Consider the following 20,167-nt stretch of genomic DNA (forward strand, 5'->3'; position numbering starts at 1 on the left):
ACCAAATAGTCTGGTGGCGATGGCGAGAAGGTCACACCCGTTCCCATACCGAACACGGAAGTTAAGCTTCTCAGCGCCGATGGTAGTTGGGGGTTTCCCCCTGTGAGAGTAGGACGCCGCCGGGCACACGAAAGAACAGCTGAATGGCTGTTCTTTTTTTGTGTTTTGATCAATTTTCATGAGCAGCAGAATTTTTCCGTTTAGCCAGGTTGGTTGATATCTTTGTCAAAGTGGTCGATATATCTCTGGATTTGGTCGATATATTTGTAAATCCGCCGATAAATTCGAAAATGTGGTCGATAAAATCAAAAAATCGCCAATAAAATTCTGAATGGATCCTCGTAAAAGAACTCTTAGGTACACTTTTACCGTAAAAACTACTCATTTGGCAAACATTTTCAAACAAAAACGCCTAGCTTGATATGAAATAACCCTAGAATCAGCACCAAATCCTCTTTTTCCCACAAGCAAATACCACCCTCCAGTTATCTCACGGATAGAGTCACTATTGATTCCGCCTGCCCATATAATGTTACGAAAAATCTCATTTCCTTTTCTCATTACAAGTTTCCGCCCCCTCTGAAATGGGTATAATAACCAACACACCCCTCATTGGCATGTTTTGGCATACATAATTTTGGCGAAAATAATACAAGATGCATTGATTGCAACAAAAAATATTTTTTTGTATAATTAATGTCAAATATAGTCAAAGTCAGATTGGGGGAGGTTTAGTGAGGAATATATCGGACATCATTGAGAATTACCTTAAGCAGGTTTTGGAAATGAGCGATAAAGACATTTTGGAAATCAAACGAAGTGAAATCGCCGATAAATTTCAATGCGTGCCGTCCCAGATCAATTATGTTATCAATACAAGATTCACGATTGAAAGAGGCTATCTTGTTGAGAGCAAACGGGGTGGCGGCGGCTACATCCGGATCATCAAAGTCCAGGCTTATGATCATGCACACTTGATTGATGATTTACTGTCTTTGATTCGGACGAGAATTTCGCAAAGCAGTGCTGAAGATGTCATCTACCGGCTTGTTGAGGAAGATGTAGTCACAGACCGTGAAGCAAAAATCATGCTGAGTGTACTCGACAGGTCTGTCCTGTATATCGAGCTGCCGCAGCGGGATGAGCTGAGAGCGAGAATGTTGAAGGCGATGCTGATGGCATTGAAGTATAAATAATACCAAAGCAGACAAAGAGGTGAGGGCATTGATTTGCCAACAGTGCAATCAAAGGCCGGCAACGCTGCACTTCACGAATTACTCAAATGGGGAAAAGTCGGAACTGCACTTGTGCGAAAAGTGTGCACAGGAAAAAGGTGACTTGTTCATGATGAGCAATGGCCCTGCTTTTTCGATCAATAGCTTGCTGGCCGGTTTATTGAATATGGAGCCTGCTTTTGAACAAAAAAAGGAAGCTTTTGAGACTGAGCAAGTTGCTCAGTGCCCTCAGTGCTCGATGACATTTCCGCAGTTTGTAAAAGTAGGCCGGTTTGGCTGTGCGACCTGCTATGATGCTTTTCGGGAGCAATTGACGCCAATTGTCAGGAGACTCCATAGCGGAAATTCCATGCACAATGGAAAAATACCGAAAAGGATCGGCGGTGACCTTCATTTAAGGAAGACAATCGATCATCTTAAGCAGACCCTAAAGCACCAAATTTCTGAGGAAGAATTTGAGCAAGCTGCCGGGACGAGGGACCAGATAAGGGAACTCGAAAGGAAATTGTCAGCAGGTCAAGAGGGAGGGGAGTAGCCTTGTCATTGGAGAAGTTCATCAATCAGGCTGTCAGCTCCTGGATGAGTGATGATGGTCCTGATTCAGATATTGTCCTAAGCTCTCGCATCCGTTTTGCAAGAAATCTTGATGAATATAACTTTCCCACCTTGTTCACCGATGGAGAGGCAGAGGCGGTCATCGGCACGATCATGGAGCGTGCCAGCCAAACTTCTGCAGCTGGCTTTGGACAGCTGGAAATGATCAAAATGGATGAGATACCACCTATGAAGAAACGGGTTTTGGTCGAGAAGCATTTAATCAGCCCGCATTTAGCGGAAAACGCTGTTCATGGTGCAGTGCTCTTGTCGGGTAATGAAGAAATTAGCATCATGATCAATGAAGAGGATCATATAAGGATTCAATGTTTATTCCCGGGCTTCCAGTTAACTGAAGCTTTAAAGGCTGCCAATGAAATCGATGACTGGCTTGAAGAGTATGTGAACTATGCTTTTGATGAAAAATTTGGCTATCTGACCAGCTGCCCGACGAATGCAGGAACTGGCCTGAGGGCATCGGTGATGATGCACCTGCCGGGCCTCGTTCTGACTCAGCAAATGAACCGGATTGTCCCGGCGATTAACCAGCTGGGTTTGGTGGTAAGAGGTATTTACGGTGAGGGCAGTGAAGCACTGGGCAATATCTTTCAAATATCGAACCAGATCACGCTTGGAAAATCGGAAGATGATATCGTGGATGATTTGAAAAGTGTCGTCGGCCAGATAATATCTCAGGAAAGGTCGGCGCGGGAAGCATTAGCGAAGACTTCGAACATACAATTAGAAGACAGAGTGTTTCGCTCTTACGGGACGCTTGCCAACAGCAGGATCATCGAGACAAAGGAAGCTGCACGATGCCTGTCTGATTTAAGGCTTGGAATAGATATGGGTTATATAAAGAATATATCGAAATCAATTTTGAATGAATTAATGATTTTGACTCAGCCGGGTTTTTTGCAGCAATATGCGGGAGGGCCGTTAAGACCGAATGAGCGGGATATCCGCAGAGCTGCTTTAATAAGAGAACGACTGAAAATGGAAACAAAAGACGAGTCAGGAGGATGATCTTATGATGTTTGGACGATTTACAGAGAGAGCACAAAAAGTATTGGCACTCGCACAGGAAGAGGCAATCCGCCTTGGACATAACAATATCGGTACAGAACACATCTTACTTGGCCTTGTGCGTGAAGGTGAGGGCATAGCAGCTAAGGCGCTTTATGGTCTCGGCCTTGGCGCAGAGAAGATCCAGAAGGAAGTGGAAAATCTGATTGGCCGCGGCCAGGAAACATCCCAGACAATCCACTATACTCCTAGAGCCAAGAAGGTGATTGAACTATCCATGGATGAAGCGAGAAAGCTTGGTCATTCCTATGTAGGCACAGAGCACATCCTTCTTGGCTTGATTCGTGAGGGAGAGGGCGTTGCAGCCAGGGTGTTGAACAATCTTGGTGTCAGTCTGAATAAAGCGCGCCAGCAGGTCCTTCAGCTGCTTGGCAGCAATGAAACGTCCGGCCATCAGGGAGGCGGTACGGCAAATGCCAATACTCCGACTCTTGATAGTCTGGCAAGGGATTTGACAGCCATCGCAAGGGAAGGCAGCCTTGATCCGGTCATCGGCCGAAGCAAGGAAATCCAGCGTGTCATTGAAGTGCTGAGCCGCCGGACAAAGAACAACCCTGTACTGATCGGGGAGCCGGGTGTCGGTAAAACGGCGATCGCTGAAGGCCTGGCACAGCAAATCGTCAATAATGAAGTGCCTGAAATCCTTCGTGACAAGCGTGTTATGACTCTTGATATGGGTACAGTTGTTGCGGGCACTAAATACCGCGGTGAATTTGAGGACCGTCTGAAAAAGGTCATGGATGAAATCCGCCAGGCCGGGAATATCATCCTTTTCATCGATGAGCTTCACACGTTGATCGGTGCCGGCGGAGCAGAGGGTGCGATCGATGCATCCAATATCCTGAAGCCATCACTTGCCCGCGGTGAGCTGCAATGTATCGGGGCGACGACATTGGATGAATACCGTAAATATATCGAAAAAGATGCTGCGCTGGAACGGCGCTTCCAGCCAATCACAGTGGATGAGCCAACTGCAGAGGAATCTGTCCAGATTTTAAAAGGGCTTCGTGACCGCTATGAAGCTCACCATAGAGTATCGATCACAGACGAGGCAATCGAAGCGGCGGTAAAACTGTCTGACCGTTATATTTCAGACCGTTTCCTTCCGGATAAAGCGATTGACCTGATTGATGAAGCAGGTTCAAAGGTCCGTCTTCGCTCTTATACAACTCCTCCAAACCTCAAGGAGCTTGAAGTGAAGCTTGAGGAAGTGCGCAAGGAAAAGGATGCTTCAGTCCAAAGCCAGGAGTTTGAAAAAGCGGCATCCTTACGGGATACAGAACAACGCCTGCGCGAGCAGCTTGAGAATACGAAGAAGACTTGGAAAGAAAAGCAAGGCAAGGAAAACAGTGAGGTTACAGTGGAAGACATCGCGAATGTTGTCTCCAGCTGGACGAATATCCCTGTTTCGAAGCTGGCACAAACTGAAACAGATAAGCTGTTGAATCTTGAGGAAATCCTACACTCACGCGTGATTGGACAGGATGAGGCAGTCAAGGCTGTATCAAAGGCTGTTAGACGTGCACGTGCAGGCTTGAAGGATCCTAAGCGCCCGATTGGTTCATTCATCTTCCTTGGGCCGACAGGTGTTGGTAAAACGGAATTGGCGAGGGCGCTTGCCGAGTCCATGTTTGGCGATGAGGATGCGATGATCCGCGTCGATATGTCCGAGTATATGGAGAAGCATTCAACATCTCGTCTGGTCGGTTCGCCTCCAGGCTATGTAGGATATGATGAAGGCGGCCAGCTGACTGAAAAGGTCCGCAGGAAGCCATATTCCGTCATCCTGCTTGATGAAATTGAAAAAGCACATCCAGATGTGTTCAATATTCTACTGCAGGTCCTTGAGGATGGACGCTTGACAGATTCTAAAGGACGCACAGTCGATTTCCGCAATACGATCATGATCCTGACATCCAATGTCGGTGCTGAAGCATTGAAGCGCAATAAATATGTCGGTTTCAATATCCAGGATGGGGAACAGGATTACAAGGATATGAAGGGCAAAGTCATGGAGGAGCTGAAAAAAGCCTTCCGTCCGGAATTCCTGAACCGTATCGATGAAATTATCGTGTTCCATGCTCTTGAAAAACCGCATCTGAAAGAAATCGTGACACTGATGTCCGATCAGCTTGTGAAGCGTTTGAGGGAACAGGAAATCACTCTTGAACTCACAGATGCGGCGAAAGACAAGATTTCTGAAGAAGGTTATGATCCGGAATACGGAGCCCGTCCATTGCGCAGGGCAATCCAGAAGCATATCGAAGACCAGCTGTCGGAAGAATTGCTGAAAGGAACAGTCCTTACCGGGCAAAATGTCGTCATTGATGTCGAAGAAGGGAAGTTCGTCGTCAAGACTCCGGAAGGATCCGCAAAGTCCTAATATTGCTTAACATGTGAAACTCAAGGGGTATACGTACTTAAATGCGTGTACCCCTTTTTTCAATATGGCTGTTTGATTAGCAGCAAAAAAATGAACAACAGGATATGTGCTTTGGCCTTGCTGAAAAGAACATTGGAAAATTACATATATCCTCCAACCGCTATCATTTCTTTTATTGCTTGTTAAGCATTATTATATAGATAACTACATTTATACTGAGAGGCTAAGAAAATGGCTAAAAGAAAAACGAAATTCATGTGCCAGGAATGCGGCTATGAATCTCCGAAATGGATGGGGAAATGTCCGGGCTGCGGACAATGGAATAAGATGGTCGAGGAAGTGGAAAGCACTGGATCGACAAGAAGGGGGGCTTTTGCAAACACAGGAAATACCACTATTGCGGCAAAGGCGACACCAATCACTACAATTGAAACAGTCAGTGAACCGAGGGTTAAGACGGACCTCAACGAATTGAACCGCGTGCTTGGCGGAGGCGTTGTCAGGGGATCACTTGTCTTGATCGGCGGAGATCCGGGTATCGGAAAATCGACACTCTTGCTCCAGGTATCCTATCAACTGGCGAAAAAGGCTCATTCTGTCCTTTATATTTCAGGTGAGGAATCCATGAGGCAGACGAAGCTGCGCGCTGACAGGCTTGGAGTCACATCTGACAATCTCTTTGTCTATTCAGAAACGAATCTGCAGGAAATCAGCCTGACAATCGAAAACAGCAATCCGGATTTTGTCATCGTCGATTCCATCCAGACGATTTTCCATCCGGAAGTTACCTCTGCGCCGGGAAGCGTGTCGCAGGTAAGGGAATGTACGGCGGAACTGATGCGCATCGCGAAGACAAAAGGCATCGCCATCTTCATCGTCGGACATGTGACGAAGGAAGGTTCGATTGCCGGTCCAAGGCTGCTTGAGCATATGGTGGATACCGTTCTTTATTTTGAGGGAGAAAGGCACCATACATACAGGATTCTCAGGGCGGTGAAAAACCGTTTTGGCTCGACGAATGAGATGGGCATTTTCGAGATGAAAGAAGCAGGCCTTGAGGAAGTGGCGAACCCTTCGGAGATCTTTTTGGAAGAAAGGTCACAGGGTGCTTCCGGTTCGACGGTTGTCGCTTCGATGGAAGGAACTCGGCCGGTCCTGGTTGAAATCCAGGCGCTGATTTCACCGACGAGTTTTGGAAATCCTCGGAGGATGGCTACCGGGATTGACCATAATCGGGTGTCGCTTTTGATGGCGGTGCTGGAAAAGCGCGTCGGTTTGCTTCTGGCCAATCAGGATGCGTATTTGAAGGTGGCCGGCGGGGTGAAGCTGGATGAACCGGCAATCGACCTTGCTGTAGCGGTGAGCATCGCATCGAGTTTCAGGGATAAGCCAACTCGTGCTTCTGATTGCATCATCGGTGAGGTTGGCCTCACGGGGGAAGTCCGAAGGGTATCAAGGATCGAGCAGCGTGTTCAGGAAGCAGCCAAGCTGGGCTTCGAAAGAATTATTTTACCAGAAAATAATCTTGGCGGATGGACTCCTCCACAGGGAGTCGAGTTGATTGGTGTATCATCTGTCAGCCATGCACTTAAAGTCACCTTAGGAGGTTGATGGATTGGAACAAAAGGAGCTTGAAGAAAAAGCGCTGGGTGAAATCCTCCGGTTTATCGCTCCCGGTACGCCGCTGAGGGACGGAATCGATAATGTTCTCCGTGCCAATACTGGCGGGCTGATTGTTTTTGGCTACAATGAGAAGGTGAAAAACCTCGTGGACGGCGGGTTTGAGATTAACTGCAGGTTCAGTCCGAGCTTTCTCTATGAACTGGCGAAAATGGATGGCGCCATCATTCTTAATGATACAGGCAGTAAAATATTGTTCGCCAACGCCCAGCTTGCCCCCGATACAGGTGTCCCGTCAACTGAAACCGGGATGCGCCACAGGACAGCGGAACGCGTGGCTAGACAGACAAAGGCTCTGGTCATTGCGATTTCCCAGCGGAGGAATGTCATCACCCTTTACCAGGGAAACCTTCGTTATGCCCTGAAGGATATTGGCGTCATTTTAACAAAGGCCAACCAGGCGATCCAGACACTCGAAAAATACAAAGTGGTTCTCGAGCAGAGCATTACCAATCTGGGAATCCTAGAATTCGAGAATCTTGTCACCTATAATGATTTGCTGCAGGTCATCCACCGTTTCGAAATGGTGCTGAGGATCAAGACAGAGCTGTTTACATACTTAAGTGAGCTTGGCATGGAGGGGCGGCTGATTCGCCTGCAAATGCAGGAGCTGTTATCTGAGATGGAACGAGAGGCACTGCTTGTGATCAAGGATTACTCTGCAGAAAACGATATGAAGGCCGAGGATGTGATGGCCAGGTTCCAGGACTTGTCGAAGTCGGGAGTCATAGAGGATTCTACCATCCTGAAACTGCTCGGATACCAGGGATATGTGCACATGGACGAATTCATCTGTCCAAGGGGATATCGGATGCTCAATAAAATTCCGCGGCTGCCGATGATCATCACCGAAAATCTGGTCAATCGATTTGGGAAATTTACCAATATGATCTCCGCATCAGTCGAAGAACTGGACGATGTCGAGGGAATCGGTGAAGTAAGGGCGCGGAAAATCAAAGAAGGGTTCAAACTGATCAGGGACCAGCTGATGGCAGACCGCCAAATGTAATGCACCACATTGGCGGTTTCCTATTAATTGACACTCGCATTTGCCGGTGCTAATTTAAAGAAGAGATTACTCCTATAGGGATATTGGCTAACTATTTTGTTCAGAGGAATATTTTAACAACGGCTTCTATTAAAAATGTTGGCCAAATAACGTAACTTTTTCATAGGTTGAAACGTATAAATCTTTGGGTATATTAAATGGATTGAAAACGAAAATGTTTTCAATATGCAGGGTTTCAAATTTTAGAAGTTGTTTATAATGAGTAAAAGGAGGTGAAAGGATGTTAAGACGTATCATTCAAGCCTGCTTCCTGATCATTGGGGGAACGCTTGGTATATTCTTAATTCCTGATTTATTATCATTGATGAACGCGGGAGATATGACTCTCATCAATAATCCTTATGTTACTGCTGTTTTGGGCGCACTTATTTTTTATCTTCTTACTTTTTGGGCCGTCGATCCTGTGACCAATTTTGTGAAGTGGGCTGAAGAATCGCTGATCAAGGCACCAATCACGGATGTCCTATTCGGCAGTGTCGGGCTTTTCTTTGGTTTGCTCGTGGCGTTTTTGGTTGGTTTTGCATTGAATGCCATCCAGGTGCCAGTCGTGAATACTGTTGCCCCGACACTTTTGACACTTTTATTTGGTTACCTGGGATTCCAGGTCGGCTTCAAAAAACGTGATGAGCTGCTTGGTTTATTTTCAAGGTCGAAGAAAAAGGGTGCTGAAGAAGAGACGGAAAAAGAAGAACGTCCAAGAGAATGGAAAATTCTCGATACCAGCGTGATTATTGACGGAAGGGTTGCTGACATCTGCCAGACTGGATTCCTTGAAGGAACAATTGTAATCCCGCAATTTGTCCTCGAAGAATTGCAGCATATCGCAGATTCATCGGATGTGTTGAAGCGCAATCGCGGCCGACGCGGATTGGACATCCTTAATCGCATTCAAAAGGAACTTAAGATCAATGTTGAAATTTATGAAGGTGATTTTGATGATATCCAGGAAGTCGACAGCAAGCTGGTGAAACTGGCCAAGCTGACAAATGGCGTAGTCGTCACGAATGATTTCAACTTGAACAAAGTCTGTGAATTGCAGAAGGTGGCCGTATTGAATATCAACGATCTTGCCAATGCGGTCAAACCAGTTGTCCTTCCTGGAGAAGAGCTGAACATTCAGGTCATCAAGGATGGAAAAGAGCATAACCAGGGCATCGCCTATCTTGATGATGGCACCATGATTGTTGTCGAAGAAGGCCGCGATTATATCGGAAAACGCATTGATGTGCTCGTGACAAGTGTATTGCAGACATCTGCAGGAAGAATGATTTTCGCGAAACCCAAACTCGTGGAAAAAAGCGTAATCAGTTGATTTTTACATGACGAAAAAAGCCTTTATGGGCAGTTGATCCCCGCTTCCTTCACCAGTTCCTTGAAGGCATGAAGCAGGGCTTCGGCTGCCCCTTTATATGTATTTCACTTCGAAAAATTGAAAAATGTCTAGCTCCAGCGCCTAGCCCCTCGAGTCGCTTGTCTAGCTTCGCCTCCTAGAAACTCCGAAACTTCAACTCCGCCGGCAGAAGCAAAAAGCGCTTCTTTGTCGGAGTCTCCAGTTTTTGCGTTTCTGGGCAGTCGGCTGCACATTTCGATTTCAGTCCGCCCAATGAAGTCAAAGAACGACTTCACTGCTCGGCCCTCCGTGGCACACGATGTGCTAGACCCGCCAGCCACAGGACGTGGCGTTTTTAGGCGGGCAGCGCTTGTCGGGGCTGACCAAGGCGCTTGCTTTTCAAATTAGATAGGAGTTTTCTTTATGCCTTATCAGGTCATTATTCCTGCTGCAGGTCAGGGCAAAAGGATGGGAGCAGGGAAAAATAAGCTGCTGCTGACGCTCGAAGCAACCCCAATCCTCATCCACACGCTAAAGGTGTTTGAAGCTGATCCCGAATGCTCGGGCATCATTCTTGCCATCCATCCCGATGATGAGCAAGAGTTTAAATCTTTATTGAATGAGTATGGTATACATAAGGTATCATCACTTGTCACCGGCGGACAGGAAAGGCAGGACAGTGTATACAACGGGCTGATGGCCGTAAGTTCCCGGGATGGGATCGTGCTTGTGCATGATGCCGCACGCCCATTCATCAAAATCGAGACCATCCACAAGCTCGTGGATGTGGCAAGCAAGGATGGCGGGGCAATCGTAGCTGTTCCTGTAAAAGATACAATCAAGAAAGCGGCCAACAATCAGGTTTCTGAAACAGTCGAACGCTCCAGTCTGTGGTCCGTCCAGACTCCCCAGGCTTTTCGCGTCTCTGTTTTGCTCGAAGCGCATAACAAGGCAGCGAGGGAACAGTTCATCGGGACAGATGAATCAAGCCTGGTTGAACGTATCCCCCATCCAGTGAGCATCATAGAAGGAGACTATGATAATATAAAGCTGACAACACCAGAAGATTTATATTTTGCCGAGGCCATTCTGCGCAAACGGAATGAATCCGGTGTTTGAAAATAGAATGGAAAAAACAGCACTTTTAAAGGAGTAATTCACTATGTTTCGAATTGGACAAGGTTTTGATGTGCATCAACTGACGGAAGGACGCCCGCTGATCATCGGCGGAATCACGATTCCATATGAAAAAGGGCTGCTTGGCCACTCGGATGCTGACGTACTTTTACATACGGTAGCAGATGCATGCCTGGGGGCAATTGGCGAAGGAGATATCGGCCGGCATTTCCCGGATACGGACCCAGAATTCAAGGACGCCGATTCGGCAAAATTGCTTGAGCATGTATGGAAGATTGTGAAGGGAAAAGGCTATGAACTCGTCAACATCGACTGCACGATCATCGCCCAGCAGCCAAAGATGGCCCCGCATATTGAAGCGATGCGCGAGAGGATCGCGGGATTGCTTGAGGGGGAACCGGATCAGGTGAACGTCAAGGCGACGACAACAGAAAAGCTTGGATTCCCGGGCCGAGGTGAAGGGATTGCTTCCCAGGCAAGCGTATTGCTGAAGCAGACAGAGAAATAAATTCGGTGCTACTTCCGCTTTATATATTGATAGTGATACAATAATGGACAGCTATATTAGAGGAGGATTCACTATGTCAGCAGATATCCGGGTGCGTTACGCACCGAGTCCGACTGGACATTTACATATCGGGAATGCCCGTACAGCATTATTCAATTATCTATTCGCACGCAACAGAGGCGGAAAGTTCATTATCCGTATTGAAGATACAGATAAAAAACGCAATATCGAAGGCGGAGAGCAGAGCCAATTGAAGTATCTTCAGTGGCTTGGAATCGACTGGGACGAGAGCGTCGATGTTGGCGGCGAATATGGACCATACCGCCAGTCAGAGCGTAACCACATATATGAGCAATATAATCAGGAGCTTCTTGATAAAGGTCATGCCTACAAGTGCTATTGCACCGAGGAAGAGCTAGAGGCTGAGCGCGAGGAGCAGGCTGCACGCAATGAGACTCCACATTATTCAGGGCGCTGCCGCAACCTGACGCCAGAACAGCGCGAGCAGTTTGAACAGGAAGGACGCCAGCCAAGTCTTCGCTTCAAAGTGCCTGCAGGCCAGATCCTGAAGTTCGATGATATGGTAAAAGGCGACGTGAGCTTTGAATCAGACGGAATGGGTGACTTTGTCATCGTCAAGAAGGATGGCACGCCTACTTACAACTATGCGGTTGTCATGGATGATCATTTAATGAAGATTTCCCACGTTCTTCGCGGGGATGACCATATCTCCAATACACCGAAGCAGCTTGTGATTTATGAAGCGCTTGGCTGGGAGCCGCCTGTGTTTGGCCATATGACGCTGATTGTCAACGAAAGCCGCAAAAAGCTGAGCAAGCGTGACGAGTCCATTATCCAGTTCATCGAGCAGTACGAGGAGCTTGGCTATTTACCTGAGGCACTGTTCAACTTCATTACCCTGCTTGGATGGTCTCCATCAGGTGAAGAAGAGATTTATTCAAAGGATGAGTTCATCGAGATTTTCGACCCTGCCAGACTTTCAAAATCTCCGGCTCTCTTTGACCAGCAGAAGCTTGCCTGGATGAACAATCAATATATGAAAAAAGCAGATCTTGACAGGGTTTTCGAGCTTGCACTGCCGCACCTCGTCAAAGCTGGAAAGGTCAGCGAGAATCGTAGTGCAGAAGAGGAAGCATGGGTACGCAACCTCATCTCCCTGTATCATGATAAAATGAGCTTCGGAGCGGAAATCGTCGAGATGTCGGATTTATTTTTCCGCGATGAGGTAAACTATGATGAAGAAGCAAAAGAAGTTCTTGCAGGCGAACAGGTTCCTGAAGTGCTGAAAGCATTCCTTGGAGAAATCGAGCAGCTTGAAGAATTCAAGGCGGATGGAATCAAGGCAGCGGTGAAGGCGGTCCAAAAAGGTACCGGCCATAAAGGCCAGAAGCTTTTCATGCCGATTCGTGCGGCTGCGACAGGCCAGACACATGGACCGGACCTGATGCTTGCGATGGAATTGATCGGGAAAGACAAGGTCAAGGAAAGAGTCCAGAAACTTTTGGGCTAATAACTTTTTTAAGCTCTTTTAGTTAACAGAATTTCAAAAATGTAATATAGTAAGAGTAATTCTATAAAACCAAAGTGTTGAAGAGGAAAAGTAGAAGAATGACGCTTATTAGAGAGAACCATCACCGGCTGAAAGTGGTTCAGGCCCCTCATTTTTTGAAATGCGCCTCAGAGTCCCTGTGCGAAAAGGCAAACATAGCCATAGTAGTATTGGGCGGGACCTCCCGTTAACAGGCGGAAGTTGAGGCCATGCCAGGATTTGAAGGCGGCCTAAACAGAGTGGAACCGCGCATACAAAGCGTCTCTGTCGTTTACGACAGGGGCGCTTTTTTATATGGTGTACTCCGGGAATAGTCTGAGTGGCCACTTACCGGTCAGATAATCACGGATATGTGCCCGGTCTCAGGGCAAGGGGTGGAAACGGGGCACATAAAGCACCGATATGTGCCCGGTCTCAGGGCAAGGGGTGGAAACGGGGCACATAAAGCACCGATATGTACCCGATCTCAGGCAAAGGGATGAAAACGGGGCACATAAAACACGGATATGTTCCCGGTTTCAGGCAAAGGGATGAAAACGGGGCACATAAAACATGGATATATGCCCGGTCTCAGGGCAAAGGGTGGAAACGGGGCACATAAAACACGGGTATGTACCCGGTCTCAGGGCAAGGGGTGGAAACGGGGCATATAAAACATTGATATGTGCCCGAAAAAGCCAGAGGATCAAGATTTCGGTCACATACATCCCAAACAATTGGGCTATAACCAAATCTCCGCTTTAAAGGTGCTCACAAAGGAGCAAATTCCCTATCAGTTTTTAAAAGAAGGAGGGTTTCAACATGTTTAAAATGATGAAGGAAGATATAGAAGTTGTGTTTGAACAAGATCCTTCTGCGAGAAGCGCGCTGGAAGTGATTTTGACATATGCTGGATTGCATGCGATCTGGTCTCATCGTTTGGCACATGCTTTCTATAAGCGCAAGTTTTATTTTATCGCAAGGGCCATCTCGCAGATCAGCCGCTTTTTTACGGGGGTTGAAATCCATCCGGGAGCAAAGATTGGCAGAAGGTTTTTCATCGATCACGGGATGGGCGTCGTCATCGGCGAAACTTGTGAAATCGGTGATAATGTGACGGTGTTCCAGGGGGTTACCCTCGGAGGGACCGGCAAGGAAAAAGGCAAGCGCCATCCAACGGTGATGGACAATGCGTTGATTGCGACTGGCGCGAAGGTTTTAGGTTCGATCACGATTGGGGAGAATTCTAAAGTCGGGGCAGGGTCGGTTGTCCTGAAGGATGTGCCGCCGAACTCTACTGTGGTCGGCATTCCGGGAAAAATCGTCATCCAGGATGGCGTCAGGGTCAAAAAGGACTTCAATCATCGCGATTTGCCGGACCCTGTTTCTGACCGCTGCCAGGAGATCGAAAAGGAACTGGTTAAACTAAGAAAAGAACTTGAACTAGTGAAATTACAAGAAGAGATTGAAGTTGTGAAACAAGGAAGGGGCATGGGAAATGGGAATCAAAATTTATAATACACTTACCCGCAATAAAGAAGAGTTTATCCCACTGGAAGAGGGAAAAGTGAAGATGTATGTCTGCGGACCTACCGTCTATAACTATATCCACATCGGAAATGCCCGTCCGGCTATTGTTTTCGATACGGTGCGCCGCTACCTTGAATTCCGCGGCTACGAGGTCAGATATATTTCTAATTTTACAGATGTCGATGATAAACTCATCAAAGCCGCGAACGAACTCGGCGAAGATGTACCGACCATCGCTCAGCGCTTCATCAATGCCTATTTCGAGGATGTCCACGCACTTGGCTGCAAAAAGGCCGATGCACATCCAAGGGTGACCGAGACAATGGATTTGATCATCGAATTCATCGGTGCCTTGATTGAAAAAGGCTTTGCCTATGAGTCCGGCGGGGATGTCTATTACCGCACGAGGGAATTCGAAGGATACGGGAAGCTTTCCCATCAATCGATCGAAGAGCTGAAGGTTGGAGCAAGGATCCAGGTCGGAGAGAAGAAGAAAGACGCACTTGATTTTGTTCTTTGGAAAACAGCAAAGGAAGGCGAGATTTCCTGGGACAGTCCTTGGGGCAAAGGCCGTCCGGGATGGCATATCGAGTGCTCGGCAATGGCACGTGAATATCTTGGGGATACAATCGATATCCACGCAGGAGGCCAGGACCTTGCATTCCCTCACCATGAAAATGAAATCGCCCAGTCAGAGGCGTTGACAGGAAAGACGTTTGCCCGATACTGGATGCATAATGGTTATATCAATATCGATAATGAGAAGATGTCCAAATCACTTGGCAATTTTGTCACCGTGCATGAAATCATCAAGCAGCATGATCCGCAGGTGTTAAGGTTCTTCATGCTGTCCGTGCATTATCGCAATCCAATCAACTACAGCGAGGAGCTGCTTGAAAATACGAAGGCTGCCTTCGAGCGCCTGAAGACTTCCTACCAGAACCTGAAACACCGCATGGATGCAAGTGCTGAATTGACCGATAACAATCAGGAATGGCTCGATAAAATCGCTGCGCTCCGCAGTCAGTTCATCAAGGAAATGGACGATGACTTCAATACAGCAAATGGTGTGTCCGTATTGTTCGACCTATCGAAGCTGTCCAATCTGTACCTGATGGAGAAGAATACTTCTGCAGTAGTGATCCAGTCATTCATCAATGAATTCGAAGCTTTATTCGGCGTTCTCGGTCTGTCACTGAAGGATGAAGAGCTGTTGGATGAAGAAATCGAGGCACTGATCGAAAAAAGGACCCAGGCACGGAAGGAAAGGAACTTCCAGCTGGCAGATGAAATCCGTGACCAGCTGAAGGAAATGAACATCATCATTGAGGACACTCCTCAGGGCATCAGATGGAAAAGAGGCTAAATGATGCTGCATTACGAAAAACGAGTGGATGAAAAACAATTGAACAGCCTTGCGCTTGCTTATATGGGTGATGCGGTGTACGAACTGTATGTCCGGCATCACCTGCTGCACAGCGGGAAGGTGCGGCCGAACCAGCTGCACAAGGAAGCGACCGCTTATGTTTCAGCAAAATCACAGGCGAAGTACCTCCATAAATTGATGGAAATGGATGAGCTGTCCGAAGATGAGATGGCCATTGTCAGACGGGGCCGCAATGCGAAGTCAGGCTCAGTCCCGAAAAACACCGATGTCCAAACATATCGTTACAGTACAGCCTTTGAGGCCTTGATCGGTTCTTTACATCTGGCAGGGAATGAAAGCCGGATAGAAGAACTGATTGCCAAAGTATTTGCACTCGCTGAAGAATAGATAGGAGGAAGGGTTCCAGATGAGCCAGAGACAAACGCAAAAACAGAACCGGAACACCAGGCAGAAGCAGGATGACGATAAAAACCGGAAACCTGCGCGGAACCTGGCGCAGAAACCGGAAGACAAACCTAAGAGAAAACAAGCCAGGAACCAGGACCATAATACAAAACGTGTCCAGAAACCCGCAGCTGGCCGTGACATGAAGCAAAGGCAAAAACCTGAACATGAGCGGGAGCAAAATGAAAACCAGGATTATATTATTGGCAAAAATCCAGTCATTGAAGCACTGAAATCAGATCGTGACATCAACAAGATCCTGATTGCGGAAGGCTCCCAGAGCGGACAAATGCAACAGGTCATCGGAATGGCAAGGGAAGCCAATGTCATGGTTCAATTCGTCCCGAAAAAGAAGATCGACCAGCTTGCTGATGGCAATCACCAGGGTGTCATCGCCCAGGTAGCAGCCTACGAATATGCGGAGATAGATGATCTGTTCGCGGCAGCGGAAAAGAAAAATGAGGCTCCTTTCTTTTTGCTCCTTGATGAAATTGAGGACCCTCACAATCTTGGATCAATCATGAGGACAGCTGATGCTTCAGGAGCGCATGGAATTATCATTCCTAAGCGGAGAGCTGTGGGACTGACGTCTACAGTAGCAAAACTATCTACGGGTGCAATCGAATATATCCCGGTTGCGAGGGTCACGAATATGGCACAGACAATCGATGAACTGAAGGAACGCGGTGTCTGGATTGCCGGAACCGATGCATCGGCGAAACAGGATTATCGCCAAATGGATGGCACATTACCTTTGGGCCTGGTAATTGGCAGCGAAGGAAAAGGCATGGGAAGGCTGATCCGGGATAAATGTGATTTCCTATTGAGCCTGCCGATGGCTGGGCATGTGACTTCCTTGAATGCATCAGTGGCCGCAGCGCTTTTGATGTATGAAGTTTACCGCAAACGTCAACCTCTAGGGGAATAGGAATGGATATCCTGCTTGTTGACGGCTACAATATAATCGGCGCATGGCCGGAACTGGTCAGCCTCAAGAAGAAAGAACTCTCAGCGGCCAGGGATAGGCTGGTGGAAATCATGGCTGAGTACCAGGCATATACCGGCTATCGCGTCATCATTGTTTTTGACGCTTATTTTGTATCAGGCACACAAAAGAAATATAAAAATTATAAAGTCGATGTAATTTTCACGAAAGAAAATGAAACGGCCGATGAACGGATTGAAAGGCTGGCGATCGAACTAAGCAACCGCCAAACGCAAATTCATGTAGCCACCTCTGACTATACCGAGCAATGGGCGATTTTTGGACAGGGAGCCTTACGGAAATCAGCAAGGGAGCTGCTTAATGAAACAAATTTAATCAGTAAAAAAATAGAAAAAAGCGTGAAAGTGATCCAGGAGAAGAAGCCAAGTGCAAAGATTCCGCTTACAAAAGAAGTGGCAGAAATTTTTGAAAAATGGCGCAGAGGAGAGCAATGACCTGTTGACGCCTTAAAAAAGCCTGCTGTATAATATTTCTAACTGTATGTGCGGGCGGGGGGATCGAAATGAGTGCTGACATCGGGAATCGTTTAAATGACGCTTATTTATTGCTGGAAGATGAAGAAATTGTTGAAGCAGTTCACAGAGGAGAAAGTGATGCACTTGATTTTCTGATTCACAAATACAGGAACTTTGTTCGGGCGAAAGCACGTTCATATTTCCTGATTGGAGCAGATAAAGAGGACATCGTGCAGGAAGGAATGATCGGGCTATATAAAGCAATCCGTGATTTCCGGGAGGACAAGCTAACATCATTCAAAGCATTTGCAGAACTATGCATTACCCGTCAGATCATTACGGCCATCAAGACGGCCACAAGGCAAAAACACATCCCGCTTAACTCCTATGTTTCCCTGGACAAGCCGATTTATGATGAAGAATCGGACAGGACACTGATGGATGTTTTATCCGGAGCCAAAGTGATGGACCCCGAAGAGTTATTTATCAATCAGGAAGAGTTTGACCAGATTGAAGTGAAAATGTCAGAGCTGCTGAGTGACCTTGAACGAAAAGTGCTCGCATTGTATTTGGACGGACAATCCTATCAGGAAATTTCCGAAGAGCTGAATCGCCATGTCAAATCCATCGACAACGCGCTTCAGCGTGTGAAGCGGAAGCTTGAAAGGTATCTTGAACTGAGAGAGCTGTCAGTATAGGCGAAATTGACGAAAAATAGCCATAAAACTGACTTTTACTCCCAAAAGCTCTTATTGACACAATCTATCAGCCGTGTTATCTTTTTAAAGATATAATAGATGGCGGTTTCATAGAATTCCGCCTGTTGAAGCGGGTGTAGATGTCAATGAACAACAAAGTGACTCTTGCTTGTCAGGAATGCGGGTCCCGCAATTATTCCACTACGAGCAACAAGCAAACGCAAACGGAACGGCTGGAGCTGAAAAAGTACTGCAGCAACTGTGGTGCCCATACAGTTCATAAGGAAACGAAATAAGGTTTTCAGATAGATCATCATATGGAATTCCGATAAGTTGGAGGTTACAAAATGCAGCGCATCACTAAGTTTTTCAGTGAAGTTGGACGTGAAATGAGAAAGGTCAGCTGGCCTAGACGCAAGGAACTGACTCGCTACACGATTACAGTTCTGTCTACAGTTGCTTTTGCTGCTCTGTTCTTCGCAGTGTTAGACCTTGGTATTTCTGAATTGATTCGCTTAATTCTTGAATAACCACTGCACACTCATGGTATAATGGAAAATATAAACGCAGGACAAGTTTAAAAGCCCGGATAACGGGTTTTTTATTTGCTTGAAAAAAATTCACCATTACATTAGATGTTGTATAGCTCCAGTGCCTAGCCCCTCGAGGTCGCTTCGGTCCAGTCAATGAAGTCAAAGAACGACTTCACTGCCTGGCCCTCCAGCGCTTGTCGGGGCTGACCAAGGCACTTACGCTTTTCTAGTGCATTTGGAAATGGGGAGGGACGGACGATTTAGTCCTCGATAATGGAAAAGAATTGGTATGTAGTGCATACTTACTCGGGCTACGAGAACAAGGTCAAGACGAATCTTGAAAAGCGTGTTGAAACAATGGGCATGCAAGATAAGATCTTCCGTGTGATCGTTCCTGAAGAAGAAGAAACAGATTTCAAAAATGGCAAAAAGAAAGTTGTGAAGAGAAAGACTTTCCCTGGCTATGTTTTAGTAGAGTTGGTCATGACAGATGATTCCTGGTATGTTGTCCGCAATACGCCAGGCGTAACGGGCTTCGTCGGCTCTGCAGGTGCTGGATCAAAACCTACACCGCTGCTGCCTGAAGAAGTAACTTTCATCCTTAAGCGCATGGGCGTTGAAGAGAAGAAGGTAGATGTCAACTTCGAACTTGGCGAGACAGTACAAGTCAGCGAAGGGCCGTTTGCGAACTTCACGGGTACAATCGAAGAGATCGATAAGGATAAAGCGAAGCTTAAAGTTCTTGTCAATATGTTCGGGCGCGATACTCCGGTTGAGCTTGAATTTTCCCAGATTGAAAAATTATAATCTGAAATAACTTGAAATCAACTTTAAAAAGTGTTAATATTTCATAGGTCAGTATGTCTTGGACGATTGACAGATATATGTCAAGTTCTTTATTTTATATAAAGACTTTTTATTATGAGTGGGAGGGGAAAATCCCCTATTACCACATCACGGACTTTAAGGAGGTGTGTCTCGTGGCTAAAAAAGTAATTAAAATGGTTAAATTGCAAATCCCTGCTGGCAAAGCCAATCCGGCACCACCAGTTGGACCTGCACTAGGTCAAGCCGGTGTTAACATCATGGGATTCTGTAAGGAATTTAACGCTCGTACAGCTGATCAAGCTGGATTGATCATTCCGGTTGAAATCACGGTTTTTGAAGACCGTTCATTTACATTTATTACGAAAACTCCTCCTGCTGCAGTTCTTTTGAAGGTAGCAGCTGGAATCCAGTCTGGTTCTGGTGAACCAAACCGTAATAAAGTAGCAACAGTCAAGCGTGATAAAGTACGTGAGATTGCTGAACAGAAAATGCCTGACCTGAACGCAGCTAGCGTTGAAGCAGCAATGCGCATGGTTGAAGGTACTGCACGCAGCATGGGAATCAATATCGAAGACTAATTTCTGCTGCAGAGGATGAATGGGTTGCGGAGCTGAATTAGATTTCACCCGCAACCTTTTGTCTGAAACGGCGCCTTTATGGCGCCTTCGCTTTTCAAGCTCTGGTGCCGTCAAGGTGCCACCGCTTTCGTTGTCTA

General features: G+C 46.8%; 22 protein-coding genes, 1 rRNA gene and 1 other annotated feature. Of the genes, 21 read left to right on the forward strand and 2 right to left on the reverse strand.

Translation table 11 applies throughout. From position 1 onward, the window contains the following. Positions 1 to 9: 9 nt before the first annotated feature. Positions 10 to 125, forward strand: a 5S ribosomal RNA gene (rrf, locus tag M3593_RS21730). A gap of 256 nt (positions 126 to 381) precedes the next feature. Here the strand turns inward: rrf and M3593_RS21735 are convergent. Next, a complete protein-coding gene (locus M3593_RS21735) occupies positions 382 to 561 on the reverse strand; it encodes a hypothetical protein (protein WP_251544824.1) in 180 nt (59 codons plus the stop codon). A 173-nt stretch (positions 562 to 734) separates the two neighbouring features. On the opposite strand from M3593_RS21735, the gene M3593_RS21740 reads away from it, so the two are divergent. The 7 genes from M3593_RS21740 (at position 735) to M3593_RS21770 (ending at position 9,359) form a co-directional block, all read left to right on the forward strand. Further along, positions 735 to 1,196, forward strand: a complete 462-nt coding sequence (locus M3593_RS21740; protein WP_144481287.1) for a CtsR family transcriptional regulator — start codon at positions 735 to 737, stop codon at positions 1,194 to 1,196. 28 nt (positions 1,197 to 1,224) lie between these two features. Continuing rightward, positions 1,225 to 1,770, forward strand: a complete 546-nt coding sequence (gene mcsA / locus M3593_RS21745) for a protein-arginine kinase activator protein McsA (RefSeq protein WP_144481286.1) — start codon at positions 1,225 to 1,227, stop codon at positions 1,768 to 1,770. 2 nt (positions 1,771 to 1,772) lie between these two features. Next, complete coding sequence (gene mcsB / locus M3593_RS21750) at positions 1,773 to 2,855, forward strand: protein-arginine kinase McsB (RefSeq protein WP_144481285.1); 1,083 nt, start codon at positions 1,773 to 1,775, stop codon at positions 2,853 to 2,855. 4 nt (positions 2,856 to 2,859) lie between these two features. After that, positions 2,860 to 5,298: an ATP-dependent protease ATP-binding subunit ClpC gene (gene clpC / locus M3593_RS21755; protein WP_144481284.1), complete on the forward strand. Its 2,439-nt coding sequence runs from the start codon at positions 2,860 to 2,862 to the stop codon at positions 5,296 to 5,298. A 231-nt stretch (positions 5,299 to 5,529) separates the two neighbouring features. Then, positions 5,530 to 6,909: a DNA repair protein RadA gene (radA, locus tag M3593_RS21760; RefSeq protein ID WP_144481283.1), complete on the forward strand. Its 1,380-nt coding sequence runs from the start codon at positions 5,530 to 5,532 to the stop codon at positions 6,907 to 6,909. Between the two features lie 4 nt (positions 6,910 to 6,913). Then, positions 6,914 to 7,987 (forward strand): DNA integrity scanning diadenylate cyclase DisA, encoded by a 1,074-nt coding sequence (disA, locus tag M3593_RS21765; RefSeq protein ID WP_144481282.1) that lies wholly within the window; start codon positions 6,914 to 6,916, stop codon positions 7,985 to 7,987. 280 nt (positions 7,988 to 8,267) lie between these two features. Then, positions 8,268 to 9,359: a PIN/TRAM domain-containing protein gene (locus M3593_RS21770; protein WP_144481281.1), complete on the forward strand. Its 1,092-nt coding sequence runs from the start codon at positions 8,268 to 8,270 to the stop codon at positions 9,357 to 9,359. Between the two features lie 128 nt (positions 9,360 to 9,487). Here the strand turns inward: M3593_RS21770 and M3593_RS21775 are convergent, their stop codons facing one another. Further along, positions 9,488 to 9,673, reverse strand: coding sequence for a hypothetical protein (locus M3593_RS21775; protein ID WP_251544825.1), 186 nt, complete (start codon positions 9,671 to 9,673; stop codon positions 9,488 to 9,490). Between the two features lie 127 nt (positions 9,674 to 9,800). Here M3593_RS21775 and ispD point away from each other — a divergent pair, with 127 nt between their 5' ends. The 13 genes from ispD to rplK all read left to right on the forward strand — a co-directional run bounded on the left by ispD (position 9,801) and on the right by rplK (position 20,030). Further along, positions 9,801 to 10,496 (forward strand): 2-C-methyl-D-erythritol 4-phosphate cytidylyltransferase, encoded by a 696-nt coding sequence (gene ispD / locus M3593_RS21780; protein ID WP_251544826.1) that lies wholly within the window; start codon positions 9,801 to 9,803, stop codon positions 10,494 to 10,496. A gap of 43 nt (positions 10,497 to 10,539) precedes the next feature. Beyond that, positions 10,540 to 11,022, forward strand: coding sequence for a 2-C-methyl-D-erythritol 2,4-cyclodiphosphate synthase (gene ispF, locus M3593_RS21785; protein ID WP_251544827.1), 483 nt, complete (start codon positions 10,540 to 10,542; stop codon positions 11,020 to 11,022). A 73-nt stretch (positions 11,023 to 11,095) separates the two neighbouring features. Beyond that, positions 11,096 to 12,553: a glutamate--tRNA ligase gene (gene gltX / locus M3593_RS21790; RefSeq protein ID WP_251544828.1), complete on the forward strand. Its 1,458-nt coding sequence runs from the start codon at positions 11,096 to 11,098 to the stop codon at positions 12,551 to 12,553. Positions 12,554 to 12,621: 68 nt separating this feature from the next. After that, positions 12,622 to 12,861, forward strand: a binding site (T-box leader). Positions 12,862 to 13,393: 532 nt separating this feature from the next. Next, positions 13,394 to 14,089 (forward strand): serine O-acetyltransferase, encoded by a 696-nt coding sequence (gene cysE / locus M3593_RS21795; RefSeq protein WP_144481276.1) that lies wholly within the window; start codon positions 13,394 to 13,396, stop codon positions 14,087 to 14,089. Continuing rightward, on the forward strand, positions 14,070 to 15,467 hold the full coding sequence (gene cysS / locus M3593_RS21800) for a cysteine--tRNA ligase (RefSeq protein ID WP_251544829.1): 1,398 nt from the start codon (positions 14,070 to 14,072) through the stop codon (positions 15,465 to 15,467). The genes cysE and cysS overlap by 20 nt, the downstream gene beginning before the upstream one ends. 3 nt (positions 15,468 to 15,470) lie before the next feature. Then, positions 15,471 to 15,875, forward strand: a complete 405-nt coding sequence (locus M3593_RS21805; protein WP_251544846.1) for a Mini-ribonuclease 3 — start codon at positions 15,471 to 15,473, stop codon at positions 15,873 to 15,875. Positions 15,876 to 16,074: 199 nt separating this feature from the next. Next, entirely contained in the window at positions 16,075 to 16,860 is a 786-nt protein-coding gene (gene rlmB / locus M3593_RS21810) for a 23S rRNA (guanosine(2251)-2'-O)-methyltransferase RlmB (protein ID WP_144481289.1), read from the forward strand. Between the two features lie 2 nt (positions 16,861 to 16,862). Continuing rightward, positions 16,863 to 17,372 carry an NYN domain-containing protein gene (locus tag M3593_RS21815; RefSeq protein ID WP_144481274.1) on the forward strand — a complete coding sequence of 170 codons (510 nt, stop codon included), beginning with the start codon at positions 16,863 to 16,865 and terminating at the stop codon, positions 17,370 to 17,372. Positions 17,373 to 17,440: 68 nt separating this feature from the next. Then, the gene (gene sigH / locus M3593_RS21820; protein ID WP_079504287.1) at positions 17,441 to 18,091 is read left to right on the forward strand and encodes an RNA polymerase sporulation sigma factor SigH; all 651 of its coding nucleotides are present in this window, start codon (positions 17,441 to 17,443) and stop codon (positions 18,089 to 18,091) included. A gap of 146 nt (positions 18,092 to 18,237) precedes the next feature. After that, positions 18,238 to 18,387 (forward strand): 50S ribosomal protein L33, encoded by a 150-nt coding sequence (gene rpmG, locus M3593_RS21825; protein ID WP_079504286.1) that lies wholly within the window; start codon positions 18,238 to 18,240, stop codon positions 18,385 to 18,387. 51 nt (positions 18,388 to 18,438) lie between these two features. Next, a complete protein-coding gene (gene secE / locus M3593_RS21830) occupies positions 18,439 to 18,621 on the forward strand; it encodes a preprotein translocase subunit SecE (protein ID WP_144481273.1) in 183 nt (60 codons plus the stop codon). A 276-nt stretch (positions 18,622 to 18,897) separates the two neighbouring features. Then, entirely contained in the window at positions 18,898 to 19,431 is a 534-nt protein-coding gene (gene nusG, locus M3593_RS21835) for a transcription termination/antitermination protein NusG (protein ID WP_144481272.1), read from the forward strand. 173 nt (positions 19,432 to 19,604) lie between these two features. Next, on the forward strand, positions 19,605 to 20,030 hold the full coding sequence (gene rplK / locus M3593_RS21840; RefSeq protein WP_144481271.1) for a 50S ribosomal protein L11: 426 nt from the start codon (positions 19,605 to 19,607) through the stop codon (positions 20,028 to 20,030). Positions 20,031 to 20,167 lie beyond the last annotated feature (137 nt).

The sequence above is a fragment of the Mesobacillus sp. MER 48 genome, assembly GCF_023714225.1.
Taxonomy (GTDB): domain Bacteria; phylum Bacillota; class Bacilli; order Bacillales; family Cytobacillaceae; genus Mesobacillus; species Mesobacillus oceanisediminis_A.